General features: G+C 73.1%; 22 protein-coding genes. 13 read left to right on the plus strand and 9 right to left on the minus strand.

The window, feature by feature from the left end; genetic code table 11:
* Positions 1 to 32 precede the first annotated feature (32 nt).
* The 5 genes from ACGFZW_RS28925 to ACGFZW_RS28945 all read left to right on the plus strand — a co-directional run bounded on the left by ACGFZW_RS28925 (position 33) and on the right by ACGFZW_RS28945 (position 4,592).
* Positions 33 to 1,013: a crotonase/enoyl-CoA hydratase family protein gene (locus ACGFZW_RS28925; protein WP_393896184.1), complete on the plus strand. Its 981-nt coding sequence runs from the start codon at positions 33 to 35 to the stop codon at positions 1,011 to 1,013.
* A 15-nt stretch (positions 1,014 to 1,028) separates the two neighbouring features.
* Positions 1,029 to 2,009 (plus strand): Zn-ribbon domain-containing OB-fold protein, encoded by a 981-nt coding sequence (locus ACGFZW_RS28930; protein WP_393896185.1) that lies wholly within the window; start codon positions 1,029 to 1,031, stop codon positions 2,007 to 2,009.
* On the plus strand, positions 2,009 to 3,052 hold the full coding sequence (locus ACGFZW_RS28935; RefSeq protein ID WP_393896186.1) for a thiolase domain-containing protein: 1,044 nt from the start codon (positions 2,009 to 2,011) through the stop codon (positions 3,050 to 3,052). The genes ACGFZW_RS28930 and ACGFZW_RS28935 overlap by 1 nt, the downstream gene beginning before the upstream one ends.
* Positions 3,049 to 4,215 carry a thiolase domain-containing protein gene (locus ACGFZW_RS28940; RefSeq protein WP_393896187.1) on the plus strand — a complete coding sequence of 389 codons (1,167 nt, stop codon included), beginning with the start codon at positions 3,049 to 3,051 and terminating at the stop codon, positions 4,213 to 4,215. Before ACGFZW_RS28935 ends, ACGFZW_RS28940 begins: the two co-directional genes overlap by 4 nt.
* Positions 4,216 to 4,364: 149 nt before the next feature.
* On the plus strand, positions 4,365 to 4,592 hold the full coding sequence (locus tag ACGFZW_RS28945; protein ID WP_393896244.1) for a DUF397 domain-containing protein: 228 nt from the start codon (positions 4,365 to 4,367) through the stop codon (positions 4,590 to 4,592).
* Between the two features lie 47 nt (positions 4,593 to 4,639).
* On the opposite strand, the gene ACGFZW_RS28950 is transcribed toward ACGFZW_RS28945, so the two are convergent.
* The 3 genes from ACGFZW_RS28950 to ACGFZW_RS28960 form a co-directional block, all read right to left on the minus strand.
* Positions 4,640 to 5,380 carry a leucine-rich repeat domain-containing protein gene (locus ACGFZW_RS28950; RefSeq protein WP_393896188.1) on the minus strand — a complete coding sequence of 247 codons (741 nt, stop codon included), beginning with the start codon at positions 5,378 to 5,380 and terminating at the stop codon, positions 4,640 to 4,642.
* Positions 5,381 to 5,447: 67 nt separating this feature from the next.
* Complete coding sequence (locus ACGFZW_RS28955; protein WP_393896245.1) at positions 5,448 to 6,158, minus strand: maleylpyruvate isomerase family mycothiol-dependent enzyme; 711 nt, start codon at positions 6,156 to 6,158, stop codon at positions 5,448 to 5,450.
* On the minus strand, positions 6,158 to 6,811 hold the full coding sequence (locus tag ACGFZW_RS28960) for a pyridoxal 5'-phosphate synthase (RefSeq protein ID WP_393896189.1): 654 nt from the start codon (positions 6,809 to 6,811) through the stop codon (positions 6,158 to 6,160). The genes ACGFZW_RS28955 and ACGFZW_RS28960 overlap by 1 nt, the downstream gene beginning before the upstream one ends.
* A 49-nt stretch (positions 6,812 to 6,860) precedes the next feature.
* On the opposite strand from ACGFZW_RS28960, the gene ACGFZW_RS28965 reads away from it, so the two are divergent.
* The 3 genes from ACGFZW_RS28965 (at position 6,861) to ACGFZW_RS28975 (ending at position 8,487) form a co-directional block, all read left to right on the plus strand.
* Positions 6,861 to 7,490 carry a CGNR zinc finger domain-containing protein gene (locus ACGFZW_RS28965; RefSeq protein WP_393896190.1) on the plus strand — a complete coding sequence of 210 codons (630 nt, stop codon included), beginning with the start codon at positions 6,861 to 6,863 and terminating at the stop codon, positions 7,488 to 7,490.
* Complete coding sequence (locus ACGFZW_RS28970) at positions 7,480 to 7,875, plus strand: ACT domain-containing protein (RefSeq protein ID WP_393896191.1); 396 nt, start codon at positions 7,480 to 7,482, stop codon at positions 7,873 to 7,875. Before ACGFZW_RS28965 ends, ACGFZW_RS28970 begins: the two co-directional genes overlap by 11 nt.
* Before the next feature lie 111 nt (positions 7,876 to 7,986).
* Positions 7,987 to 8,487 (plus strand): hypothetical protein, encoded by a 501-nt coding sequence (locus ACGFZW_RS28975; RefSeq protein WP_393896192.1) that lies wholly within the window; start codon positions 7,987 to 7,989, stop codon positions 8,485 to 8,487.
* 97 nt (positions 8,488 to 8,584) lie between these two features.
* On the opposite strand, the gene ACGFZW_RS28980 is transcribed toward ACGFZW_RS28975, so the two are convergent.
* Positions 8,585 to 10,594 (minus strand): N-acetylmuramoyl-L-alanine amidase, encoded by a 2,010-nt coding sequence (locus ACGFZW_RS28980; RefSeq protein WP_393896193.1) that lies wholly within the window; start codon positions 10,592 to 10,594, stop codon positions 8,585 to 8,587.
* Positions 10,595 to 10,913: 319 nt separating this feature from the next.
* A complete protein-coding gene (locus tag ACGFZW_RS28985; protein WP_393896194.1) occupies positions 10,914 to 12,047 on the minus strand; it encodes an aminoglycoside phosphotransferase family protein in 1,134 nt (377 codons plus the stop codon).
* Between the two features lie 285 nt (positions 12,048 to 12,332).
* Between ACGFZW_RS28985 and ACGFZW_RS28990 the strand changes: the two genes are divergently transcribed.
* On the plus strand, positions 12,333 to 13,868 hold the full coding sequence (locus tag ACGFZW_RS28990; protein ID WP_393896195.1) for a hypothetical protein: 1,536 nt from the start codon (positions 12,333 to 12,335) through the stop codon (positions 13,866 to 13,868).
* A gap of 182 nt (positions 13,869 to 14,050) precedes the next feature.
* On the opposite strand, the gene ACGFZW_RS28995 is transcribed toward ACGFZW_RS28990, so the two are convergent.
* Positions 14,051 to 15,538 (minus strand): PP2C family protein-serine/threonine phosphatase, encoded by a 1,488-nt coding sequence (locus ACGFZW_RS28995; RefSeq protein WP_393896196.1) that lies wholly within the window; start codon positions 15,536 to 15,538, stop codon positions 14,051 to 14,053.
* 323 nt (positions 15,539 to 15,861) lie between these two features.
* Between ACGFZW_RS28995 and ACGFZW_RS29000 the strand changes: the two genes are divergently transcribed.
* The 4 genes from ACGFZW_RS29000 to ACGFZW_RS29015 all read left to right on the plus strand — a co-directional run bounded on the left by ACGFZW_RS29000 (position 15,862) and on the right by ACGFZW_RS29015 (position 23,676).
* Positions 15,862 to 17,286: a HEAT repeat domain-containing protein gene (locus tag ACGFZW_RS29000; protein ID WP_393896197.1), complete on the plus strand. Its 1,425-nt coding sequence runs from the start codon at positions 15,862 to 15,864 to the stop codon at positions 17,284 to 17,286.
* A gap of 261 nt (positions 17,287 to 17,547) precedes the next feature.
* The gene (locus ACGFZW_RS29005; RefSeq protein ID WP_393896198.1) at positions 17,548 to 18,675 is read left to right on the plus strand and encodes a glycosyltransferase family 4 protein; all 1,128 of its coding nucleotides are present in this window, start codon (positions 17,548 to 17,550) and stop codon (positions 18,673 to 18,675) included.
* Positions 18,672 to 19,961, plus strand: coding sequence for a glycosyltransferase (locus tag ACGFZW_RS29010; RefSeq protein WP_393896199.1), 1,290 nt, complete (start codon positions 18,672 to 18,674; stop codon positions 19,959 to 19,961). The genes ACGFZW_RS29005 and ACGFZW_RS29010 overlap by 4 nt, the downstream gene beginning before the upstream one ends.
* A gap of 91 nt (positions 19,962 to 20,052) precedes the next feature.
* Positions 20,053 to 23,676: a hydantoinase B/oxoprolinase family protein gene (locus ACGFZW_RS29015; protein ID WP_393896200.1), complete on the plus strand. Its 3,624-nt coding sequence runs from the start codon at positions 20,053 to 20,055 to the stop codon at positions 23,674 to 23,676.
* Here ACGFZW_RS29015 and ACGFZW_RS29020 read toward each other — a convergent pair.
* Genes ACGFZW_RS29020 through ACGFZW_RS29030 form a run of 3 tightly spaced genes read right to left on the minus strand, consistent with a single transcriptional unit; the run spans position 23,661 to position 26,046 of the window.
* Positions 23,661 to 24,584, minus strand: a complete 924-nt coding sequence (locus ACGFZW_RS29020) for a biotin-dependent carboxyltransferase family protein (protein ID WP_393896201.1) — start codon at positions 24,582 to 24,584, stop codon at positions 23,661 to 23,663. The genes ACGFZW_RS29015 and ACGFZW_RS29020 overlap by 16 nt on opposite strands.
* On the minus strand, positions 24,581 to 25,273 hold the full coding sequence (gene pxpB, locus ACGFZW_RS29025) for a 5-oxoprolinase subunit PxpB (protein WP_393896202.1): 693 nt from the start codon (positions 25,271 to 25,273) through the stop codon (positions 24,581 to 24,583). The genes ACGFZW_RS29020 and pxpB overlap by 4 nt, the downstream gene beginning before the upstream one ends.
* Positions 25,270 to 26,046, minus strand: a complete 777-nt coding sequence (locus ACGFZW_RS29030) for a LamB/YcsF family protein (RefSeq protein WP_393896203.1) — start codon at positions 26,044 to 26,046, stop codon at positions 25,270 to 25,272. Before ACGFZW_RS29030 ends, pxpB begins: the two co-directional genes overlap by 4 nt.
* Positions 26,047 to 26,281: the final 235 nt, after the last annotated feature.

Raw genomic sequence — 26,281 nt, forward strand, 5'->3', positions numbered from 1 at the left:
GCGAAGAAAACTGACTACCTGTCAGAAAACTCTTGAAGTCGGTGTGCGGCTACTGCAACCTGTTCTACGTCGTGAGACGGGAGGACGGAATGGGTGGGACAGAAGGGGCCGAAAAGCGCGCCGCTGCGGGCAGTGACGACGCGGCGGCGGCGCGGGAGGAGCGCACGCGGGGCCGAGGAGGGACACCGTCGGACAGCGACACCACGGGCCGGACGCGCGGTACCGAGCACCTCACCGTGGAGCGCGTCGGAGCGACGCTGGTGCTCACCCTCGACCGGCCGGAGGCGAAGAACGCCCTCTCGCTGCCGATGCTGGTGGGGCTCCATGACGGCTGGATCGCCGCCGACGAGGACGACGACATCCGCTCCATCGTCCTCACCGGAGCCGGCGGCGCCTTCTGCGCGGGCATGGACCTCAAGGCCCTCGCGGGGGACGGAATGGCCGGCGAGCAGTACCGCGACCGGCTGCGCGACGACCCCGACCTGCACTGGAAGGCGATGCTGCGTCACCACCGGCCCCGCAAGCCGGTGATCGCCGCCGTCGAGGGGTACTGCGTCGCCGGCGGCACCGAGATCCTTCAGGGCACCGACATCCGCGTCGCCGGTGAGAGCGCCGTCTTCGGACTGTTCGAGGTCCGGCGCGGGCTCTTCCCCATCGGCGGCTCCACCGTCCGCCTGGCCCGCCAGATCCCGCGCACCCACGCCCTGGAGATGCTGCTCACCGGCCGCCCCTACCCGGCGGCGGAGGCGGCGCGGATCGGACTGATCGGCCATGTCGTTCCGGACGGCACCGCGCTGGAGAAAGCGCTGGAGATCGCCGCGCAGATCAACGCCTGCGGCCCGCTCGCCGTCGAGGCGGTCAAGGCATCCGTCCACGAGAGCGCCGGCATGACCGAGGAGGAGGGCCTGAAGGCCGAACTCGCGCGCGGCTGTCCGATCTTCGACACCGCCGACGCCAAGGAGGGCTCCCGGGCCTTCGCGGAGAAACGCCCGCCCGTCTACCGGCGCACCTGAGCCAAGGAGACCCGCATGTCAGAGGTCCTTACCGCACCCCTCGTCGTGGAATTTCCCTTCACCCGCTCGCTCGGGCCGGTCCAGAGCGCCTTCCTCACCGGGCTGCGCGACCGCACCGTCCTCGGCGTCCGGGCGAGCGACGGCCGGGTGATCGTGCCGCCCGCCGAATACGATCCGGTCACCGCCGAGGAGATCCGTGACCTGGTCGAGGTCGGCGTGACCGGCACCGTCACCACCTGGGCCTGGAACCCCGCCCCGCGCCGCGGCCAGCCGCTCGGCACCCCGTTCGCCTGGGTGCTGGTCCGGCTCGACGGCGCCGACACCGCGCTGCTGCACGCCCTGGACGCGCCGGGACCGGATGCCGTCCGCACCGGCATGCGGGTCCGCGTCCGCTGGGCCGCCCGGCGCACCGGCGCGATCACCGACATCGCCTGCTTCGAGCCCGACGACGGGACGCCCGAGCGGGACGCTGTGGGGGAGAGCGCTCCGGCGGAGGAGAGCGCGCACGCAGGGGAAACAGGGGAAGCAGCAGTCACGGGCATCGTCGCCCACGCCCGCCTCGACTACACCTACGCACCGGGCCGCACCCAGTCCCGCTACCTCCAGGCGCTCGCGGAACACAGGACCATCGGCGAACGCTGCCCCTCCTGCCGCAAGGTCTACGTGCCGCCCCGCGGAGCCTGCCCGACCTGCGGCATCGCCACCGACACCCAGGTCGAGGTCGGCCCACGCGGCACCGTCACCACCTACTGCATCGTCAACATCAAGGCCCGCCACAGCGCGAACGACATCGAAGTGCCCTACGTCTACGCCCATATCGCCCTGGACGGCGCCGACCTGGCCCTGCACGCCCGCATCGGCGGCATCCCCTACGACCAGGTCCGCATGGGCCTGCGCGTGGAGCCCGTATGGGCCGACGGCGGCCGCTTCCCCGACCACTACCGCCCCACCGGCGAACCCGACGCCGACTACGACAACTACAAGGAGCTGATCTGATGCGCGAGGTCGCCATCGTCGCCTTCGGACAGAGCGACCACGTCCGCGACAGCGCGGAGACCTCCGAGGTCGAGATGCTGATGCCGGTGCTGCACTCCGTCCTGGAGCGGACCGGCCTGAAGGCCCGGGACATCGACTTCACCTGCTCCGGATCCAGCGACTACCTCGCCGGCCGCGCCTTCTCCTTCACCATGGCACTCGACGGCGTCGGCGCCTGGCCGCCGATCTCCGAATCCCATGTCGAGATGGACGGAGCCTGGGCGCTGTACGAGGCATGGGTGAAGATCCTCACCGGCGAGGCGGAGACCGCGCTGGTCTACGCGTACGGAAAGTCCTCACCCGGCGACGTCCGGGAGGTCCTCACCCGCCAGCTCGACCCGTACTACCTCGCGCCCCTGTGGCCCGACTCGGTGGCGCTCGCCGCCCTCCAGGCCCGCGCCCTGATCGACGCGGGACGGACCGACGAGCGGGAGCTCGCCGGGATCGCGGCCCGCAGCCGCGCAGCCGCCGAGGGCAATCCGCACGCCCAACTGCGCGGCGAGGTGCCCGCGGGTGAGCATCTCGTCGCCCCCCTGCGCACCGGCGACTGCCCGCCGATCGGCGACGGCGCGGCCGCGGTCATCCTCGCGGCCGGTGACACCGCACGCCGGCTGACCGACCGCCCGGCCTGGATCCGCGGCCTGGACCACCGCATCGAGGCACACAGCCTCGGCGTCCGCGACCTCACCGACTCCCCGTCCACCCGGCTGGCCGCCGAACGCGCCGGAGCGTTCGAACGCCCCGTCGACACCGCCGAACTGCACGCACCGTTCACCTCCCAGGAGGTCGTGCTGCGCCACGCCCTCGCCCTCGACGACACCGTCCGCGTCAACCCGTCAGGCGGCGCGCTCGCCGCCAACCCCGTCATGGCCACCGGGCTGATCCGCCTCGGCGAGGCCGCCGCCCGGATCCAGCGCGGCGAGTCCGACCGCGCCCTCGCGCACGCCACCTCGGGGCCGTGCCTGCAGCAGAACCTGGTCGCCGTTCTGGAGGGGGAGTCATGAGCAAGGAGCCCGTGGCCGTGGTCGGCATCGGCCAGACCAAGCACGTCGCCGCCCGCCGCGACGTCTCGATCGCCGGTCTCGTCCGGGAGGCGGCCCGTAACGCCCTGGAGGACGCCCGATTGACCTGGGCGGACATCGACGCGGTGGTGATCGGCAAGGCCCCGGACTTCTTCGAGGGCGTGATGATGCCGGAGCTGTACCTCGCCGACGCGCTGGGCGCCGTCGGCAAACCGATGCTGCGGGTGCACACCGCCGGCTCGGTCGGCGGCTCCACCGCACTCGTCGCCACGAACCTCGTCGCAGCCCGGGTCCACACCACCGTCCTCACCCTCGCCTTCGAGAAACAGTCCGAGTCCAACGCGATGTGGGGCCTCTCCCTGCCGGTCCCCTTCCAGCAGCCGCTGCTGGCCGGCGCCGGCGGATTCTTCGCCCCGCACGTCCGCGCCTACATGCGGCGCACCGGGGCCCCGGACACCGTCGGCTCCCTCGTCGCCTACAAGGACCGCCGCAACGCCCTCAAGAACCCCTGGGCCCACCTCCACGAGCAGGACATCACGCTGGAGAAGGTCCAGTCATCGCCGATGCTCTGGGACCCCATCCGGTACTCCGAGACCTGCCCGTCCTCCGACGGTGCCTGCGCGATGATCCTCACCGACCGGGCCGGAGCCGCCCGCGCACCGCACCCGCCCGCCTGGGTGCACGGCGGGGCGATGCGCAGCGAGCCCACGCTCTTCGCCGGCAAGGACTTCGTCTCCCCGCAGGCCGGCAAGGACTGCGCCGCCGATGTCTACCGGCAGGCCGGGATCACCGACCCGCGCCGCGAGATCGACGCGGTCGAGATGTATGTGCCCTTCTCCTGGTACGAGCCGATGTGGCTGGAGAACCTCGGCTTCGCCGCGGAGGGGGAGGGCTGGAAGCTTACCGAGTCCGGCGTCACCGAACTGGACGGCGACCTGCCCGTCAATCCCTCCGGCGGGGTGCTGTCCACCAACCCGATCGGCGCCTCGGGGATGATCCGCTTCGCGGAGGCGGCACTCCAGGTACGCGGTCAGGCCGGGGAGCACCAGGTCGACGGCGCCCGGCGGGCCTTGGGACACGCCTACGGCGGCGGTGCCCAGTTCTTCGCGATGTGGCTGGTGGGCGCCGAGCCGCCGGCCGGGTGACGCTCCCAGGGGGCGGGCGCGAGGCCCCGGCGCGCCCCTCCCCGAGCGGCCGCATCACCTCCTCGCGCCGCACCCTGTCCGACACCGGAGGCAGTGGTTAGGCTGACCGCGGACGACGAACCGGGAGGAGTGCGGCCGTGGCCGACAGCATGACCGAGGAGCGGCTCGTGGGCGGGCCCAGGCCCGAACTCGACCTGACACATGCCCAGTGGCAGTCGAGCAGCCGAGGCGTGGGCGATGTCGAGGTCGCCTTCGTCGAGGGGTTCATCGCGATGCGCAACCGCCGCAACCCGGAGATCCCCGCGGTGATCTTCGCCCCCGCCGAGTGGCGCGCGTTCGTCGTCGGCGCCCGCGACGGCGAGTTCGACCTCACGTAGGCGGGCCGGGCCCAGCCGGGCCGCCGCGGGGCGGGGCCACCGCGCTCTCACGTGAGCACCACGCACCCCCGCTCGCGCAGTGCCGCGACCGCCTCCGACGCGTCGTCCACGGCGTTCCAGCGCAGGTCCAGCTTCTCCAGGGACGGCAGCTCGCCGATCCACGACGGCAGCTCCTCGATCCGGTTGCCCCGCAGGTCGATCCGGCGCAGCAGCGGCAGCGCGCGCAGTGCCTCGGGGACCTGAGGCAGGGCGTTGTCCCGCAGCTCCAGGAGCCGCAGTTCGCCCAGGGCGCCGACGCCTTCCGGCAGGTCCGTCAGGGCGTTGCCGCCGAGCCACAGCTCCCGTACCAGGAGGAGCTGCCCCACCGAGTCCGGCAGCGAGGACAACTCCGCTGACTGTGCCCGGAGTTCCACGAGGCCGGCCATCGCGCCGAGTGTCTCGGGCAGCCGGCCGAGGGGGTTGTGGCCGACATTGAGGTAGCCGAGCCGGTCCAGGGCGCAGAGCGCGCCGGGCAGCTGGGTGAGCCGGTTGTCGTGCAGGTAGAGGTACCGCGTCAGCCCGTGCAGCTCGCCGATCTCGTCGGGTACGGCGCGCAGGGCGTTGTGCCCGAGGTCGAGGGTGTGCAGCGCGCGGAGCCGGCCGAGCACGGCCGGGATCTCGGTCAGGTCGTTGTCGGCGAGGATCAGCACTTCCCAGTCGTCGCGCCGCCAGATCTCGGGCGGCACCGACGACAGCCCCGCCTTCCAGAGATTGACCGTCAACGGTGGCGTGGGCCGGCTCTTCGGCATCGGGAAGCTCTCTGTCGTGGGGCGGGGCCGACCGGCCGGGTGTGGCGGCCCGGCCGGCCCGCTGGTGCTACGGCCAGTCGAGCAGCTCGGGCAGCGGTGCGCCCGCGCCTGCACGGCGGCAGTCGAGTGGTCGGTGCCGGTCACGGCCCGCCAGCCAGGCCGTGAGAGCGGTGAGCGGGCCGCGGACCGTGACCGTCGGCGCGGTGCCGGGCCCGTACGACCGCGAGAACGTCTCGTCGGTGGCCTCCAGGACGAGGTGCAACTCCCGCGGCGCACGAGGCGCCAGGAAATCCATGAGGTGGAGGCACAGCTGCCGCGGCCAGTCCTGCGGGCCGGGTCCGAGCCGGGCGTCCGCCGTGTGAATCTCCAACTCCCGCCACCAGCACAGCAACGCCGCGCGCAGATCGCCGTCGCGGTAGCGCACGGGGCGTGCCCAGTCGGCCGGTCCGACCGCCGACCAGGCCGCCGCCGCCTCGGCCAGCGCGTCCCCGACGGCCCGCCGGAGCGCCGCCGCATCGCGTACCGCCCCTGCCTCGATGGCGGCGGTACGCGCCGGCCGCCCGCCGTCGTACGGCTCGATCAGCTCGCCGCGCAGCGAGTAGCGGGCCTGCCGGGCCATGGCCAGTGCGATGCCTTCGATGTGGGAGAGGACATGGGCGCGCGACCAGCCGGGCAGTGCGCTGGGCTCGGTTACGTTCTGGTCCGTCAGGCCCGGGAGCAGGGCGAGCAGGCGGGCATGGCCGGCCTCGATGCGGTCACGCACGTCGTTCTCGGACATCACGGCCACAGCAGCTCCTTGGTCCAGCTCGACGACGTGCGGCGATAGGCGAGCCTGGTGTGATTGCGGTCGGCGGCGCCCTGCCAGAACTCCACCGATGTGGCCTGCACGGTGTAAAGCGTCCACCCGGGCGCGACCAGACCGGGCTCCCGCGCGAGCCGGGTCGCCGACTCGGCCACCGCGGTGTCCCGTTGAGCGAGATCCGCCAGGGGCTCGCTCTGCCGACCCAGCAGCGCCTCGGCGCGCGCGTCTGCGCCCCGGGCGAGGAAGTCCGCGGCCGCGCGCTCCGCGCTCTCCCGCACCACCGGGCCGCGGACGCGTACCTGCCGGGCCAGTGGCTGCCAGTAGAAGGTCAGGGCGGCGTACGGGCGGTCCGCCAGCTCCCGGCCCTTGGTGCTGCCGGCGTCAGCGGCGAAGCGCCAGCCGTCCGTGTCGATGTCCTTCAGGATCAGCGTGCGGGCCGAAGGAAGGCCGTCGGCACCGGCTGTCGAGAGCGTCATCGCATGCGGCTCCGGCACCTGCGCCCGTATGGCGCCGAGCAGCCATGCGGTGAACAGCTCCACCGGATCGTCGGGCGTGTCCAGTGGATCGAACGCCGGCAGCTCACCCCCGAAAACCGGGAGACCGCGCAGCAGTTGTCGTACCTCGGCCATGATGCCCCCTCAGGTGTTAATGGTTGATCACGACGTTACCATTAGCACCATGACCGCCACACGGCTCGCACTGGATCTCGCCGTCACCCTCCGCCACGACGGTCACGGCGGGGTCGCCGACGACCTGGCCGATACGGCCGGGCTCACCACGTGGGTGCGCGACCGCGCCGCCTTGCTGGACTGCGGCGCCCATCCGGACACCGTGGACCGGGCGCTGCTCGATGGCGTGCGCGAGCTGCGCGCCGCCGTCCGTGCCCTGTTCGCGCGCGCCGTCCGTCCGGGGCCGCCGAGCCGCGCCGACGACCGGAGACTGCTCCCCGAGGACGAGGCGATCGGCCGGCTGAACGCCGCCGCGGCCCGGGTCGCGACGGTGCCGGAGTTCACCTGGGCGGCGGGCGGGTCGCCCCAGGTGCGGCTACGGCCGACCGGGGGCCCCTCCGCCGCCGACCGGCTCACCGCCGAGCTCGCCCGCGCCGCCATCGCCTTCCTCCAGGGCCCCGAACGCGAACTGCTGCGGGCCTGCCCCGCACCGCGCTGCGTGCGCTACTTCGTCAAGGCGCACGCCCGGCAGGAATGGTGCGCCCCCTCCTGCGGCAACCGCGCCCGGGTGGCCCGCCACCACGAACGCCGCAGGTCCGGGCAGGGCGGCGCCCGTGGTGTGGAGTCCCATGAGCGGTGAAAGCGATCTGCGGCTGTTGCTGAGCGGCATGCGGCCCCAGCTGAACAAAGGGCGCTACGTCTTCACGACCGTTCCCGGCACGGCTCCCGAGGGCCTGACTCCGGTGGTCACCGTCGCCGAGCACGAGGGCGTCACCCTTGTCGTCCGCCAGGAGGAGGCCGACCGCGCCGGCCTTGCGTACGACTACGTCGCGGCGTGGATCACGCTGCGGGTGCACTCCGCGTTGGACGCCGTCGGCCTGACCGCCGCCGTGGCCACCGAACTCGCCGCCGCCGGGCTCAGCTGCAACGTCGTCGCCGGCTTCCACCATGACCACCTCTTCGTTCCGCACGACGCGGCCCACGATGCGCTCCGCCGGCTCACCGCCCTCGCCGACCGGGCGTGAGCGGCAGAGCGCTCGCCCGCCCGCAGGCGCCCGCCGGGCCCGGGGCGCACCGGCCGGTGCCGATGCCGACGTCGGCGCGGCGAGCCGGGTCCGGCCACGTACGATGGCGGCATGTCCTTCCTCCGCCGCCGCAGCGCAGCCACGCCCGCCGGGCCTGACTTCGACGTCCTCGCCATGGACCCCGGGGACTGGCCGGGCAACCTCGGAGCCGGGCTGCTGCCCGCCCCCGACGGAAGCTGCCAGGGCGTCTTCCTCCGCTACGACCTGTTCGGCGGCCGCGGTCCCGCGATGGTCATCGGCAACCTGCCGGAGGGCTCCCCGGCCCGCGAGCTGGACGATGACCAGGTGCCCTTCGAGGTGGCGCAGCTGCTGGCGGCGCTCGGCAACGACGAGCCCGTGGTGGTCGTCGAGACCGAGGACACCCCCGTGATGCACGAGGACAACCTGCTGATCGTCAAGCGGATCAAGTGCTCCGAGAGCCGGATCTCGTGCGCCCAGTTCGACCGCAGCGACGGCGTGCTGGTCACCATCGCCAGCTGGGACCGGCCGATCACCGACGACCTCTACGCCCTTCTCAAGCCGCTGCCGGCGGAGCTCTTCCAGCAGAGCTGACCCCGGCGCGTACGGGAGCGGACACACCTCGCGCCCGGTGGACGGTCCGCCGTCCACCGGGCGCGAGGTCTTATCCCCCACCGGGGCCCGCTCCTGCCTACTCCTGACCGGCCCGCCGGACGTCGACATCCGCTGCCCGGACGTAGCCGACGCGGTGCCCGACCTGGATCTCGTAGTACATGTCCTTGCCGCGCACGATCGCGTGCTTGGTGACGTCGAACGTCGGGGCGTAGAAGTACTCGCCCCGCATCCGCTCACCGACGACGTACTCCTGCCCCGCGGCCAGCTTGTAGGGCAGCGGGGATACGGCCTGGACCGGCACCCCGGCCGGATAGGCCTCCTTCTCCGGATATGCCCGGCCGTAGACCGGGATCTCCGCCGAGCCGTTCTTCGGCGTGATGACCCGGCCCTTGGCGGGCACCGCCGTCGGCTGCCCGGCCGGGTTGTGGAACCACGCCTTCTGCCCGAGGTACCAGATCGCCGTCCAGTCGCCGGAGCGGCCCGCCACCGCGAACTGCTGGCCCGTCGTGGCACGGGCCCCGGTGTCGTTGACGCCGGTCGTCGAGTCGGCGCCGTCCGGGTGCAGCCCGATGTCCTTCACCAGCGGTGCGTTCCCGCTCGGTCCGGTGTGCAGCCGTACCGCAGCAGAACCATGCGGGGCGCAGGGCTCACCGGCCTTCTCACAGCCGGTGTACACCGGCTGGTTGCGGTCGTAGTCGGGGCGGATGGTCACCACGCCGTCCTTGGCGCTGCCGGTGGACCGGAACGGCTTGCCCAGGAGGGAGAAGTAGTGCTGCCAGTCCCAGTACGGGCCCGGGTCGGTGTGCATCCCCTTGATCGTCGAGGTCGTCGTGCCGGGCACTGTGTCATGGCCCAGGATGTGCTGGCGGTCCAGCGGCACGTCGTACTTGTGCGACAGGTACTTCACCAGGCGCGCCGACGTGCGGTACATCGCCTCCGTGTACCAGGCGTCGGGCGCGGCGAGGAAACCCTCGTGCTCGATGCCGACGGAGTGCGAGTTGATGTACCAGTTGCCCGCGTGCCAGGCGACGTCCTTGGTCGGGACGTGCTGGGCGATCAGGCCGTCAGCGGACCGGATCGTGTAGTGCCAGGACACATACGCCGGGTCCTTGATCAACTTGAGCGTGGTCTCCCAGGACCCCTCGGTGTCGTGGATGACGATCGCGTCGACACGCTGGTCCTTCGGCCGGTCGGCCTTGTCGTGGTTGCCGTAGTCGCCGTCCCCGAACTCCTCGTACGGCGCCGGAACCGACTCGCAGGCGACACTCGCCGGGCACTCCGGCCGGGCCTTGCCGCCTTCCGACGCCTGCTGCGAGGCGGCGGTGCCCATGCCGAGACGTTTCTCCTGGGTGCTGACCGTCAGCGAGGGCATGGCGGCCAGCGTGATGCGCTGTCCGGTGTCGGTGGTCCGCGCCAGGCCCCGGCGCATGACGTCGAACACCTCGTCGGCGAAGGCGGTGCCGGCCCGCGCGTTGTCCTCACCGGCGTAGCGGGCGACCGCCGGGTACCACGCGGCCGGGTCGGAGCTGCGGGCCGGCCCCAGCTTGCGCTGCTCCGCGGCCAGCAGCGCGGCGCCGCCGAGCACATTCGCCACCGGGTCCGTGCGCAGCCGCTCGGCCGACAGCCCGGTCAGCTTCGCGGCCGCGAGCAGGGTCCGCAGCCGCGCCGGCAGGTCCCGGGGCACCACCGCGCCCTGCGCGGCCCGCACCGTTCGCCGGGTGCGTGAGCCGTCGCCGCGCGCGTCCTCGGCGTGGTCACCGAAGCTCGGCGTTCGTGCCAGGGCGGTGCGGGCGTCCGTCAGGTGCATCGGGCCGTAGCCCCCGGAGACGCTGGGCGCGCCGCCGTGACTGTCCCACCGGGACTCCAGGTAGGAGACGCCGAGCAGCACACTGCGCGGCACATGGAAGCGCGCGGCGGCGTCGGTGAAGGCCCGGTCCAAGGCATCGGGACGAGGCTGCCCGGCACTCTCGGAGGGCGTGGCCGAGACCAGCGGCAACAGGAGCGCCGCGGCGGCGACGGCGGTGGCGGACCTCCGCAGGGCGGAGCGGGGAGTTCTCTTGACGTCCTTCGGGGCGGATCCTCGCAAAACAGCCTCCTCGAGCCGGCCCGAGCCGGGTCGGTGTGACGATGGGTAGGCAAACGGCCGTGCGGGGCGGGACCCGACACAGAGCCCCTCTGGGGCTTAGGGGTATCGGTTCGCCGACGATCCGTCAATCATCGAACACGATCGGAATTTTGCATGTCAGGGCGTATCCCGAGGAGTCTTCCCGGTCCGGGCGGCGGGCCTGCGGGGCGTCAGTGGAATGGACCAATCGCCGACCACGAACGGGGAGCGGGAGAACCTGCGCACATGGGTGAGCGGCGCGCCCATGACGGGTGCGCCGCTCACAATCCCCCCTCGGCGGTCAGCGCGTGCCGACCGCCGCCCTCACCGCACGACGCGCCATCTGGCAGTCGTCGTGCAGCCGGCGGAGGAGCAGCCGCTGCTCCTCGCCCGCCGCGAGCACCCCGGGCTGTCCCGGACCCGGTGTTCCCGTCGGCGTGGGCTCGCGCATGGTGCGCTGGACCGCGGTCTCGTAGCGCCGGATCTCCCGGGTCAGCACCAGCATCAGATTCACCAGGAACGCGTCCCGCGAGGCCGGACCGGCCGCCTGGGCGAGCTGACTGATCTGACGGCGCGCCACGGGAGCGTCGCCCAGCACCGACCACAGGGTCGCCAGGTCGTACCCCGGCAGATACCACCCGGCGTTGTCCCAGTCCAGGAGCACCGGTCCGGCGGGGGAGAGCAGCACGTTGTTCAGCAGGGCGTCGCCGTGGCAGAACTGGCCCTGGGTGTGCGACAGGCCGTGCAGCAGCTTCTGCAGGTCACCCAGGTCCCGGTCGGTCAGCAGCCCCAGGTCGTGGTAGCGGCCGATGCGGCCCGCGTAGTCCAGCGGGGCGTCGAAGAGCCCAGCCGGCGGACGCCAGAGGTTGATCCGGCAGATCGCGCCGAGCGCGGCCCGTACGTCCGCGCGGGGAGGCGCTTCGGACGGGTGCCGCGCCGCGGCCGCGATCCGGCCCGGCATACGCTCCACGACCAGGGTGCAGTTGTCGGGATCGGCCGCCACGAGCCGCGGCACCCGTACCGGCGGACGGTGCCGGACGAACGCGCGGTAAGCAGCTATTTCCTGCCGGAAGCTCTCCGACCACGCGGGGGACTGGTCCAGTAAACACTTCGCGACCGCGGTGCTCCGGCCCGTCGTCCCCACCAGGAGGACCGATTTGCCGCTGCGGCGAAGCACCTGGACCGGGTTGAACTCCGGACAGATGCGGTGCACCGAGGCGACGGCGGCGCGCAGCTGGGCGCCCTGGGGACCGGACAGGTCAAGTCTCCCGCTGAGCGGTTGGCCCCCCGTCCCCTGTGCCCGCCGGGCACGGCCGCCGGCGAGACCGGTGACCGCCCCCGCGGCAGGGGAGGGGTCGAGGTACGGCCCGCTGCCGGAGGGGCGGGGGCGGTACTGCCGGACGGGGGCGGTCACGGCGGACGATGCTGCATACATGGGTGAGACAGATCCCTTCGTGCGCCGACGAGTTGCGTGCGCTCCCGGCCCGGTGGTGAGAACCCGTTGAACGGGCCCCGTGCAGGAGGCCGATCCAGGGTCCCTGTGAAGGGCACGCACCCTGGGGAATGCGGTCCCGCCACCGGGCCGGGGGCTGCACATCTACAGAACACGCGGGCGCGGGTGGCAGACCATCTGGCGCACCCTGGCGAACCCTGGCGAATGGTCGCAGCCCACGTCACGGGCCGTTACTGTCAACTCAGTCGAGGAACCTGGGGGCTTGACGTGGACAGGGAGCCGAACACCCGTCTCGCGGACCTTTTCGGCCTGGCCGGATGGTCCAAGGGAGAACTGGCAAGACTGGTCAACCGGCATGCGGCGGCCATGGGCCATCCGCAGCTGGCGACCGACACCTCGCGAGTGCGGCGCTGGATCGACATGGGGGAGACCCCCCGCGATCCGGTGCCCAAGGTCCTGGCTTCCCTCTTCACCGAGCGACTCGGCCGTGTCGTAACCATCGAGGACCTCGGGTTCGCAAGAACCGGTCGCTCGGGGAAACGGCAGGCCATGGACGGTCTGCCGTGGGCACCCGAACGGACCGCCGCGGTCCTCACGGAATTCACGGGAATGGACCTCATGCTCAACCGACGCGGCTTGGTGGGTGCGGGCGCGGCGCTCGCCGCGGGCTCCGCACTCACCGGCGCCATGTACGACTGGCTGCACACCGACCCGGCTCCGACCTCGAACGTCGCACCCCACGACGCGTTCGCCGCCGACTCCCTGGAGGACCTCGACCAGATCGGCCTCGACCGCTACGAGGCGGCGCCCGTGGGGTCGCAGGAGATCGACGCCCTGGAGCGGTCGGTGGAGGTGTTCCGCGCCTGGGACGCCGCCCGCGGTGGCGGACTGCAGCGCAAGGCGGTCGTCGGCCAGCTCAACGAGGTCGGCGGCATGCTCGCCTATCGCCACCCCGATCATCTGCAGCGCAGGCTGTGGGGGGTGGCGGCGAATCTGGCGGTGCTGGCCGGCTGGATGTCCCACGACGTGGGCCTGGAGCCCACCGCCCAGAAGTACTTCATCATCGCGGCCCATGCGGCGCGCGAGGGCGGCGACCGGCCGCGGGCCGGCGAGGCGCTCTCCCGCGCCGCCCGTCAGATGGTCCACCTCGGCCGCCCCGATGACGCTCTGGACCTGATGAAGCTGGCCAAGTCCGGTTCCGGCGAGGAGACCCTGCCGCGCACCCGCGCCATGCTGCACACCATCGAAGCCTGGGCGCAGGCGTCCAAGGGGCATGGTCAGGCAATGCGCCGCACCCTGGGCGAGGCGGAGGAGCTCTTCGTCTCCGACAAGGGCGATGTGCCACCGCCCAGTTGGATGCAGATGTTCGACGAGGCGGATCTGCACGGCATGCAGGCGCTGGCGTTCCGTACGCTCGCCGACCACGACCCGTCGGCCGCCCGCATCGCCCAGCAGCACGCCAAGCAGGCCCTCAGGCTGCGGGAGAACGGCCGCCAGCGGTCACAGATCTTCGACTACATCTCCCTGGCCTCGGCGTGCTTCATCGGCAACGACCCCGAACAGGCCGACCGCTACGCCAGGTTGGCGTTGGTGTCCATCGGCGAGAACAGCTCTCACCGCACCTGGGACCGGTTGCGTGAGATGTTCCGGCTCACCGGGCAGTACGCGAACTTCGCCAAGATCCAGGACCTGCGCGAGGAGATCCAGCATGTCCTGCCGAAGGAGAAGAGCAAGCCCAAGAGCAAGGGCTCCGGTCTCGCGCCGGGCCTCGGGGCGGAAATCGGCCGGAAGTTCTCGGTCTGAGCGGTTCGAGCCCCCAAGGCCCGGCACCACGGCCGACGACAGCACTGACGACAACTCATCTGCGGGCCCAGCCGGCTCAGCGCCGGCCGGTCCTCGCTACGCGGCGCTCCCGGAGCCGACCGTACCCCCGGTATCGGCTCTGCCGCTGTCCGCGTTGCCGCCGGAGTCGGCGGTGTGGTGTGTCAGTCGCCGATCCTGGCGATCAGGACACAGGCATCGTCCTCACGCTCCGTGCTGCCGAACTCCTCGACGACGATGCGGACGCTGTCCTGCGCGCTGCGGGCCACGGCGAACCGCGGAGCGAGGGCGAGGAGTCGCTCGGCACCCTCATGGGCGGCCCCCGCGGTGGGCGTACGGCGCGGTACGAGGCCATCGGTGTGGAACACGAGCAGATCGCCCGGCTCCAGCTGCTCGGTGCACTGGGCGTAGCTCGCGCCAGTGGTCGCCCCGAGCAGGACGCCCTCGGGCGGGTCCAGCGCGCGCCCCGTGCCGCCGCGGAAGAGCAGCGGCGCGGGGTGCCCGGCCTGGGCCCATTCCAGCCGACGGGTGGCGGGATCGAAGTGGGCGCACAGCGCGCTGCCCAGGGCGGGCTGCGCCGTGGTGTCCAGGAGTTGATTGAGGAAGCCCAGCAGCGGCCCCGGTTGCTGGCCCGTGACGGCCATCCCGCGCAGCGCGCCGAGCACCATCGCCATCCCGGAGGTGGCGGCGACGCCGTGGCCGGTGAGATCGCCGACGCTCAACAGCGTTTTACCATCGGGGAGTTGCAGGGCGTCATACCAGTCGCCGCCGATCAGGGCGCTGGTGCCGGACGGGAGGTAGCGGCCGGCGAGGTCCAGGGCGGCCGGACCGCCCTGCGGGAAGTGCAGGGAGTCACGCCACGGCGGGAGTACGGCCTCCTGGAGCTCCACCGCGATGCGGCGCTCGGTCTGCGCGATCTGCCGCTGGCGCTGGAGCGAGTCACCGGTCTCGCGCACCGCCTGCTGGCTGCGGCGCAGCTCGCTGACGTCCCGCAGTACGGCCCACATGCAGGCCGTACTGCCGTCGGCGTCGAGCACCGGTTCGCCGACCATGTGCACCGTCCGGATGTCGGAGTCCGGACGCACGACGCGGAACTCACCGTCGATCGGCCGGCCGTCCACCAGACAGTCCGTGACCATCGTGGCCAGCCGCTCCTGGTCCTCGGCGAGGATCAGCGACGGCAGCTCGTCGAGGGTCAGCGGGCCGTCGGACGGCCGCCTGCCGAACATCGCGAACAGCTCGTCGGACCAGCTGACCTCGTCGGTGAGGAGGTTCCACTCGGCGCTGCCGACCCGGCGCAGCAGTGAGCCGCTCTCATGCGGCTCGGACTCGGGCGGCGCGGCGGGCAGCTCGGGGTGCGCGGCGGTGCCGTCGTCGTACCCGGCGAGCTCGTCGCAGTCGGCGGGCAGGCCCTCTCTCAGCTGGTCGAGATGCCCGCCGAGGTCGTCGAGGTGGTGGACGGCGAGGTCGCACAGGGCCCGCTGCCAGCGCAGCTGGGGATCGGCCGTGGCGACATCGGCATCCGGCGACGACTCCCGGCGCACGGCATCGAGGCCACCGCGCAGGCGGCGGGCCTGCGTGATGAGTGCCTCGACCGTGTCCCGCTCGGGAGGCCGGTCGGCTGGATGGTCCGCGAAGAGAGGGGACGGCATGACGTACTCCGTGATCAGGCGGCGCCGGGGCCAGGTCTGACAGAAGGGCCGGTAACGACTGTTGCACAGGCTGCGACTGTCCGTAAGGGATTTGGCATTACCCGATACGGTGGTGCAGCTGGCATATGCCCCAGGCCTTCCTGGCGCAACCCTGGGGCGAATCGGCGGAATGACAGCTTCCAGGCTAGGCTGCGGCCGCCGTACAGCAGTCATGCCCGCCGATCCACGGTGGGAACGACGCATACGGCCCGCGGTCACCGGCAAGAATGCCGGTCAGCGGAAATCCCGTTGCCAGCCTGCCCCCCGCACCGGATGCTGACCTCATGTTCGATCCAGACATAGCGCCCAGTGGCACCCTCCTCGGCCTCCTTCAGCGAGGCCGCGGCGACGGGACCCTGCATGCCCTCGCGGCGCCGCGGGCCGAGGCGCTCGCGGAACTCAACACCTGCGTGCTGCGTGACCCCCGGCGCGACTGGCAGGTCGAGAACCGCTCGCTCTACTACGCACGCCTCTACATGCAGCTCGACGGCGGGCTCGAAGAGATCGAACGGCACCTCTTCCACTCCGACGACCGCATCGACACCGGCGAGGAGCGCACCGGACTCGCCCTGTCCGTACTGGGCCACCTCGCCTCCTACGGCCGGGACGCGGCCCGACTGCTGCTGCGCAGCTACGCCGCGGTCGGCAGCAACTGGCGCTGGGCTCTGGACGAGCTCGCGCTGCGTGACGACGACGCCGGGTTGATGACGCTGGCCCCCGCGGTCCTCGCGCGCTTCCCGGAGACGGCGGAGGGCGAGGCGGAGCTGGCCGCCGCTGTACGTGACGCCTTCGAGCCCCGGCCCTGGCGGCTCTGGGCCGAGGACGCGCGCTACGCCGCTCGCCTGGCCGCCGCGGGGGAGCAGGGCTCCTTCGACCGATGGCAGCGGCAGCTGCGGCCTCGTGGGCCGCGCCCCGGCTGGAGCGTGACCGAGGTGTTGCAGTGGGCCCAGCAGGGCCTCGACCTGCACCCGGAAGAGCGCCGGCACGCTGCCGCGGCACGTTGCCTGTCCGCCGTCGCGGGGCCCGAAAACCGTCCTGAACTGCTGCGGGCCGCGCGTGGCGGGCCGGACGCCGCCCGGGCCGCCGCGCTCCACCACCTCGCCGAGCGCGGTGACCCCGACGTTCTCGACCTGATCGAGATCGTGGCCGTCGACCCGCTCTCCGGCGATGCCCTGATCTCGGCCGCGCTCGCCGCCTTCGAGCGTATGTGCAGTGTGGCCGCCGTCGAGCGGGCCCGGATCTGGGCCCGGCGCGCGGATCGCCTGGGTGCGTCCGCGGCCGCGATGCTCGCCCGCCGCGGCGCCAAGCGCGACAGCGAGCTGGTGCTGGCCGCGCTGCGCAGGACCGTGCGCGAGGAGGGGCCGGACGCGGACCGGCTCTGGGAGCTCGTCGACGGGGCCGGGCGCCTCGGCGTCGCCTGTGCCGCCCCCGTTCTGCGTCACGTCTACCGCGAGACCTCCTCCTCCCACCTCCGTGGCCGGGCCGCTGGCGCGCTCGCCGCCGCCGACCCGGGATTCGCGGCCGGGTTCGCCGTCGAATGCCTGTGGGACTGCGAGGAGACCACCCGCGAACTGGCCGCCCGGCACGCCGCGACCGGCGACGACCGGGTCGTCGAGCAGCTCCGGCGCCTCGCCGCGGACCCTGCCGAGGAGGCCGAGGTCCAGACGGCCGTCCGCGCCAGATTCGGACCGGACGCCTCGGCGGTATGAGCGGGCTCCGTCACGACCGGGCCGGAACGGCCCTCTGAGCGGTCCTCCCTCCGAACAGTTCGGAGGACCGTACGGAGGGTCGGCCGAGTCGTCGGGGTGGCCGGGGTCGTCGGGTCCGAGACCGCCGGAGCGGCTGCCCGTGGGCGGTATGCGGTGGCAGGACGGCCCGCGGCGGGCCCGGAGCGGAACGCTCATGGGGTGTTATCCGGTTGGAAAGATCCCTTTGGTGCTGCCCACGCACGGTGCGTCGACAACAGCGGTATGCGAGTCGTCATCGTCACCGAATCCTTCCCGCCCGATGTCAACGGCGTCGCCCGCTGCGCCCTGGAGACCGCCCGCCACCTCGTCCGGCGCGGCCACGATCCGCTTGTCATCGCGCCGCTCGGTGGCTCAGGACCGGTCGGCGGCGATCTCGACGGCCCGTGCCCCGTCGTACGGGTGCCGTCGATGCCGCTGCCCGGCTATCCGCAGGTGCGGATCGCGCTCCCCGGGCGCCGGCTGTCCGCCGCGCTCGACGGGCACCGGCCCGACCTGGTGCACCTCGCCGGCCCCTTCGTCCTCGGCGCGCGGGGTATGGCGGTGGCCGCCCGGCGCAAGCTGCCCACGATCGCCGTCTACCAGACGGACCTGGGCAGTTACGCCCGTACCTACCTCGGGGGCGGTGGGGCCGCGGCGTGGCGGCGCCTTCGTTCTGTGCACTCCGCCGCTGACCGCACCCTCGCGCCCTCCGGTGCCGCGCTGCGGGAGCTGACCGAGCGTGGCGTGCCGCGAGTCAGGCTGTGGCCGCGCGGGGTCGATTCCGCGCGGTTCCACCCGGGGCGGCGGGATGCGGTGCTGCGCAGCTCGCTGGCCGCGGGGCGGAAGCTGCTGGTGGGGTATGTGGGGCGTCTGGCGCCCGAGAAGGAGGTGCGACTGCTGGCCGAGACCTCGCGGCTGCCCGGTGTGCGGACCGTCGTCATCGGCGACGGGCCCAGCGCGGCAGGTCTGCGTGCCGCCCTGCCCGAGGTGCGCTTCCTGGGCCGCCGCACCGGCGACGAACTCGCCCGTCTTCACGCCTCGTTGGACGTCTTCGTGCACACCGGTCCTTACGAGACCTTCTGCCAGACCGTGCAGGAGGCGATGGCCTCCGGTGTGCCCGTCGTCGCGCCGCGCGCCGGCGGCCCGCTCGATCTGGTGGACCACGACCGAACCGGGCTGCTGGTGACTCCTGGTGACGGAAGGGCCTTCCGGGACGCGGTGCGGCTGTTGGCGGAGAGCACCGAGACGCGTATCCGGTACGGCGCCGCCGCCCGCAGGGCCGTCGAGCACCGCACCTGGGAGGTGGTGGGCGATCAACTCCTCGGTCACTACGACGAGGTGCTCGCCGGCCGGACGGCGGTGGCGGCATGAGCGCTCGGCGGGACATCGCGGTGGCTCCGTGGACGCCGTCGCTCGGCGGGACCGGTCTGCGCATCGTACGGATCGCCAACTTCATCGCGCCGGTCTCCGGCGGGCTGCGCACCGCGCTGCGCGAACTCGGGGCCGGGTACCGGGCCGCCGGGCACGAGCCGGTGCTCATCGTGCCGGGGCCGCCGCCTACGGGCGGCAGGGGCACGGGGCAGGCGGGCGGCGTACTCGGCCTCCCGGACCTCGGGATCCGGTCCGAACACACCGAGCAGGGGCGGGTGATCACCGTGCCGGCACCCGTGCTGCCCGGGACCGGCGGCTACCGGGTACTGACCGACCGCCGCTGCCTCCAGAGGCTGCTCCGGGCGCTGCGGCCCGACCGGCTGGAGGTCTCCGACCGTACGACGCTGCGCTGGACGGGCGAATGGGCGCGGCGGGCCAGGGTGCCGTCGGTGATGGTCTCGCACGAGAGCGTCGACGGGGTGCTGAGCACCTGGGGAGTGCCGCGCTCCCTGGCCCGGTCCACCGCGGACCGGCTGAACTCCCGTACGGCCCATGCCTACAGCCGGGTGGTGTGCACGACCGAGTGGGCGGCGGCCGAGTTCACCAGGGTCGGGGCGCGCAATGTGGTGCTCGCGCCGCTCGGCGTCGACCTCGCGGCCCGGCATCCGGGCTGCCGCAGCACGGCGCTGCGGCAGCACTGCGCCGGCCGGGCCGCCGTACTGCTCGTGCTGTGCTCACGTCTGTCGCCGGAGAAGCGGCCGGGACGCGCCCTGGACACCCTGGCGGAGCTGCGTCGGCGCGGTGTCGACGCGGCGCTGGTCGTGGCCGGCGACGGGCCGCTGCGCGCCCGGTTGGAGGCCCGGGTACGGGCTGAGCGGCTGCCCGCGGCGTTCCTGGGGCATCTCGCCGACCGCGCCCGGCTCGCGGCGCTCCAGGCGAGCGCCGATGTCGCCCTCGCCCCCGGGCCGGCCGAGACCTTCGGGCTCGCGGCCCTGGAGGCCCTCGCGTGCGGTACCCCGGTCGTCGTCAGCGCGTCCTCGGCGCTCGCCGGTCTGGTCGGCGGTGGCGGCGATACCGCGCTCGACGACGGGCCGTCCTTCGCCGACGCGATCCAGCGTGTGACGGCGCGGCCCGAACCCGCTCGCCGCGCGGCCGCCCGCCAGCGGGCCGAGGGGTACGGCTGGCGGCCCGCCGTCGACGCCTTCCTGGCGGCCCACGACGCTCCTGGGGATCGGCAGAGCGTGGAGACCGGCCCGGCCGGGCTCCCGTACCCGAGTGGGTGGTGACGAGGGCGACGAGGGCCGAGAGCACCGTCCCGGTCGGCGGGTCACCCGGACAGGGCCTGGCCCGGGCCGGGGTCGCTGGGACAATGGCCGGATGACCGGACGCTGGGAGTTCTGGATCGACCGCGGTGGCACCTTCACGGACGTCGTCGGCAGGCGGCCGGACGGCAGGCTGGTCACCGGCAAGCTGCTCTCGCACCACCCCGAGCGCTATCGCGACGCCGCGGTGGCGGGCATCCGGATGATGCTGGAGCTGGGCCCGGACGATCCGGTGCCCGCCGAGCTGGTCTCCGTCGTCAAGATGGGCACCACCGTCGCCACCAACGCGCTGCTGGAACGCAAGGGCGAGCCGACGGTGCTGCTCACCACCGCGGGATTCCGCGACGCCCTGCGCATCGCCTACCAGAACCGGCCACGGATCTTCGACCGGCGGATCGTGCTGCCCGAGGCGCTGTACGACCGGGTGATCGAGGTGCCGGAGCGGGTCGACGCGCACGGCACGGTCGTGCGGTCCCTGGACACCGACGAGGTGCGCGGGGCGCTGGCCGGCGCCCGCGCTGACGGGCTGCGCAGCGCGGCCGTCGTGCTGCTGCACGGCTACCGCCACGCCGACCACGAGAAGGCCGTCGCCGATCTGGCCAGGAGCGCCGGATTCACGCAGGTGAGCTGTTCGCACGAGGTCAGTCCGCTGATGAAGCTGGTGCCGCGCGGGGACACCACCGTCGTCGACGCCTATCTCTCCCCGATCCTGGGCCGCTACGTCGACGAGATCGCCGCGCAACTCCCCGGAATCCGGCTGATGTTCATGCAGTCCAACGGCGGACTGCGGCAGGCCGCCCACTTCCGCGGCAAGGACGCGGTGCTGTCCGGGCCCGCAGGCGGGGTCGTCGGCATGGTCCGGGCCGCGGCCGAGGCGGGCCCCGGCCACGACCGGGTGATCGGCTTCGACATGGGCGGCACCTCCACCGATGTGTCGCACTACGCCGGCGAGTTCGAGCGGGTCTTCGGCAGCGAGGTCGCCGGGGTGCGGATGCGGGCCCCGATGATGAACATCCACACCGTCGCTGCGGGCGGCGGCTCGGTGCTGCACTTCGACGGCCGCCGCTACCGCGTCGGCCCCGACTCCGCCGGTGCGGACCCCGGCCCCGCCTGCTATCGGCGGGGCGGCCCGCTCACCGTCACGGACGCCAACGTGATGCTCGGCCGCATCCAACCCGAGCACTTCCCTGCGGTGTTCGGCCCGGACGGTGACCTGCCGCTGGACGCCGAGGTGGTGCGCACCCGCTTCGCGGAGCTGGCCGACGAGGCCGCGCGGGCGGTGGGCGACGACCGCGGCCCCGAGGAGGTCGCCGCGGGGTTCCTGGACATCGCCGTGCTCAACATGGCCAACGCCGTCAAGAAGATCTCCGTTCAGCGCGGCCACGACATCACCCGCTACGCCCTCACCAGCTTCGGCGGCGCGGGCGGCCAGCACGCCTGCGCGGTCGCCGACGCCCTGGGTATCGACACCGTTCTCGTCCCGCCGCTCGCCGGGGTGCTTTCCGCGTACGGCATCGGGGTCGCCGACGCCACCGCGATGCGGGAGCAGGCGGTCGAGGCGGAGTTCGACGACCCCGAGGCCCTCGCACGGGTGCGGGAGGTCTGCGACACACTCGCCGAGCAGACCCGCGGGGAACTCCTCGACGACGGCGTGCCGTCCGGCAGCATCACCACCCGGGCGCGGGTGCTCGTCCGGTACGCCGGGACGGACTCCACCATCGGCGTCCCCCTGGCGGACGCCGGGACCATGAAGGACGCGTTCCTCCGCGCGCACCGCCTCCGGTACGCCTTCACCATGGACAAGCCGCTGATCGCCGAGGCGGTGTCGGTCGAGGCGCTCGGGGAGGCAGGCGGCGCGGCCGGGCACGAGGCGCGGCCGGCCGCCCGGGAGGGCGCGTTGCGACCCGTGGCCACGGTCCGGATGTACGCCCAGGGGCGCCGGCAGGACACCGGCCTCCACCGGCGTGCCGACCTGCTCCCAGGCGACACCCTCACCGGCCCGGCGATCATCGCCGAGGAGGACGCGACGACGGTCCTCGATCCGGGCTGGCAGGCGGCGATGGGCGAGCGGGGGCATCTGCTGCTCACCCGCGCGGAGCCGCGCCCCCGCAGGGTGGCGGTCGGCACCGAGGCGGACCCGGTGATGCTGGAGGTCTTCAACAGCCTCTTCATGGCCATCGCCGAGCAGATGGGGGTCCGCCTGGAGCACACCGCGCACTCCGTCAACATCAAGGAACGCCTCGACTTCTCCTGTGCGCTCTTCGACGCCGACGGCAATCTCATCGCCAACGCCCCGCACATCCCCGTCCACCTGGGCTCGATGGGCGAATCCATCAAGGAGGTGCTCAACCGGCGTGCCGGTGCGATGCGGCCCGGCGATGTGTACGCGATCAACGACCCGTACCACGGCGGCACACACCTGCCCGACGTCACCGTCGTCACCCCCGTCTTCGACGCGCCGTCCGGCGAAGCGGCGGAGGAGCCGCAGCTGCTGTTCCTGGTGGCCTCCCGCGGCCATCACGCCGAGATCGGCGGCATCACTCCGGGGTCGATGCCCGCCTTCAGCCGCACCGTCCAGGAGGAGGGCATCCTCTTCGACAACTGGCTGCTGGTGCGCGACGGGAAGCTGCGCGAGCGCGAGACCCGCGAACTGCTCGCCTCCGGCCCCTACCCCTCCCGCGCGCCGGATGCCAACATCGCCGATCTGCGGGCACAGATCGCCGCCAACGAGAAGGGCATCGAGGAACTGCGGCGGATGACCGAGCAGTTCGGGCTCGACGTCGTCCGGGCCTACATGGGACACGTCCAGGACAACGCCGAGGAGTCGGTGCGGCGGATCATCGCGGAGCTGTCCGACGGCTCCTACCGCTACGAGACCGACAGCGGCGCGGAGATCAACGTCGCGCTGACCGTCGACCGCGCGGCCCGCAGCGCCGTACTGGACTTCGCCGGCACCTCACCGCAGCAGCCCGGCAACGCCAACGCCCCCAGCTCCGTGGTGATGGCCGCGGTGCTCTATGTCTTCCGCACCCTGGTCGCCGAGGACATCCCCCTCAACAGCGGCTGCCTCAAGCCCCTGGCGGTGCGCATCCCGGAGGGCTCGATGCTGGCCCCGGTCTTCCCCGCGGCCACGGTCGCGGGGAACGTGGAGACCTCCCAGGCGGTCACCGGTGCGCTGTACGCCGCGCTGGGCGCCCAGGCGGAGGGCTCGGGCACGATGAACAACGTCACCTTCGGCAACGACCGGGTGCAGTACTACGAGACGGTGGCCTCCGGCTCGGGCGCGGGCGACGGCTTCGACGGCGCGGACGCCGTGCAGACCCATATGACCAACTCCCGGCTGACCGACCCCGAAGTGCTCGAATGGCGCTACCCGGTCCGTGTCGACAGCTTCGCCATCCGCGCGGGCAGCGGCGGCGCCGGCCGCAGGCACGGCGGCTGCGGTGTCGAGCGCCGGCTGCGCTTCCTCGAACCGATGACCATCGCGCTGCTCACCAACCACCGCCGGGTGCCGCCGTACGGCATGGCGGGCGGCGAGCCGGGTGCCCTCGGCGACAACTTTGTGGAGCGTGCGGACGGTTCCCGGCAGCAGCTGCACGGCTGTGACACGGCGGAGGTCGGCGTGGACGACGTCCTGGTGCTGCGGACGCCGGGGGGCGGTGGCTACGGGGCGGGCTGAGCCGGGCGCCCGCGCGGGCCGGCGCGGCGGGCCTGCGCCGCGATCGGCCTGCGCGGTACGAAGCGCACCGGTGTCCCTGGTACGGCCTGGGCCGCCGGCGCCAGATAGCGCTCCGGAACGACACCGATGACGGGGTAGCCGCCGGTGGTGGGATGGTCGTGCAGAAAGAGCACCGGCAGGCCGTCGGGTGGGATCTGGAGGGCGCCCAACGGCATTCCCTCGCTGGGGAGTTCACCGGTCCTGGCGCGTTCCAGCGGCGGCCCTTCGGTGCGCAGGCCGATGCGGTTGCTCGCGGGGGAGACCCGGAAGCGGCCGGTGGTGAGGGTGTGCATTCCCGTGGCGGTGAACCAGTCGTCGCGCGGACCCGGGACGAACGGCAGCAGCAGCTCCCGCACGGGGCCGGGATGCGGGACGGCGTCGGCCCCTGCGGGTGGGCTGTAGGAAGGACCGAGGGGCAGCACCGCGCCGTCGGTGAGCGGCTCGGTGCCCAGACCGGAGAGGAGGTCGGCGGCGCGGCTGCCGAGCACGGGTTCCGTGGTGACACCGCCGGCGAAGGCGAGGTAGGAGCGCAGACCGTGGGTGGCCGGGCCCGCGTCCAGCACGGCGCCCGCAGGCACCAGGACCGGAGCGCCCCAGGGGGCGGGCCGGCCGTCGATCGTCACCGGACAGGGAGCGCCGGTGACGGCGACGGTGGTGGCGGTGCGGAGGCGGACGGCGCATCCGGTGAGCGTCGTCTCCAGGGTCGCGGCCGACTCCGGATTGCCCACGAGCCGGTTGGCGAGCCGGTGCGCGGGCTCGTCGAGGGCGCCGGCGCGCGGCACGCCGAGGTGCGCGTTGCCGGGCCTGCCGAGGTCCTGGACGGTGGTGAGCGCACCGGCCCGGGCCACCGAGAAGGCGCGGTCGGTCATCGGGCGCTCTCCTCGGCGCTGGGGCTGTCGTCCCGGGACGCCGCGTCGCGCGCGGCGGGGACGGAGCGGTCGGGGGCATCCTGCGGCACGAACCGGACCTGGGTGCCGGGCGCGAACAGCGCCGCGGGTTCCCGGCGGGGGTCCCACAGAACGGCATCGGTGGTGCCGATCAGCTGCCAGCCACCGGGGGAGGAGCGGGGGTATACGCCGGTGTACGGGCCGGCCAGCGCGACCGAACCGACCGGGACCTTCGTGCGGGGAGTGGCCCGGCGCGGTACGTGGAGCGGCTCGGCAAGGCCGGTCAGATAGCCGAAGCCGGGCGCGAAGCCGCAGAAGGCGACACGGAAGGTCGTCGCGGAGTGCAGTCGCACCACCTCGTCCTCGGTGACGCCCCACAACGCGGCCACCTCGGCGAGGTCGGGACCGTCGTAGCGGATCGGGATCTCCACCGCGGGGCGGTCGCCGGTGGTGAGTGCGGGGATGTCCCAGGCGGCGAGTTCGGCGGTGAGACCGCGGGGGTCGTCGAGTCCGTCCAGCAGGACCGTGCGGGCGGCCGGCACGATCTCGCGCACCGGCGGGAGGGCCCCGGCGGCGGCCCGGCGCAGCAGCTCGGCGTGCAGCGCCTCGACCTCCTCGGCGGTGTCCAGTTCGATGAGGAGCGCGTGCTCCCCGACGGGCAGCGGCCTCATACGAAGCTCCGCACGAGCACGCCGCCTGCGGCCAGTTCGGACCGGACGCGGCGGGCGAGCGCCGCGGCGCCGGGGGTGTCACCGTGCAGGCAGAGGGAGCGGGCGGCGATCTCGACGGGCCGGCCGTCGAGCGAGGTGACGGCGCCGTCGCGGGCCATGCCCAGGGCGCGCTTGACGACCTCGTCCGGGTCGTGGATCACGGCGCCCGCCTCGCGGCGCGGCACGAGGGTGCCCTCGGCGGTATAGGCCCGGTCGGCGAAGGCCTCGCCGACGACGGGCAGTCCGGCCCGCCGGGCGGCCTCGTGCAGCCGGGAGCCGGTCAGCCCGAGCACCGGCAGGGCACCCCCCGCGGTGGACACTCCCTGGATGACGGCGGCGGCCTGCTCCTCGTCGTGCACGCAGCGGTTGTAGAGCGCGCCGTGCGGCTTGACGTAACCGACGCGGGCCCCGGCGGCGCGCGCGAAGACCTCCAACGCGCCGATCTGATAGGCGATTTCGTCGGCCAGCTCGTCGGGCGGTACGTCCATCGCGCGGCGGCCGAAGCCGGCCAGGTCGCGGTAGGAGACCTGGGCGCCGATGACGACACCGCGCTCGGCGGCCAGTTCGCACACCCGCCGCATGGTGCTCGGGTCGCCGGCGTGGAAGCCGCAGGCGACGTTGGCGCTGGTGACCGTGGACAACAGGGCGTCGTCGTCGGTGAGCTGCCAGCGGCCGAAGCCTTCCCCGAGGTCGGCGTTCAGATCGATGACGAAGGGGGCCACCGCGTCGCTCATGTGTGTCCGTTCCAGGTGCTCGGTGCCGAGGGTGCGCGCTGCGTGCAGTGCGGCGGTCCGATTGCGGGCGGGGGCGGGCGGGAGCTTCGGGGCCGGCCGGCCCGTATCCGTAGTGGCTCTCCCCCGAGGCACTCGAGCCGACCGGCGTTGCGCTCCAACGTAAAGGATCGTTGAACGATCCGACAAGAGGTGTGTTGTCTCCTTCCCGTATCTGGGGTTGACTTCCTACGAAAAT

This window comes from Streptomyces sp. NPDC048248 (assembly GCF_043201875.1).
Lineage (GTDB): Bacteria > Actinomycetota > Actinomycetes > Streptomycetales > Streptomycetaceae > Streptomyces.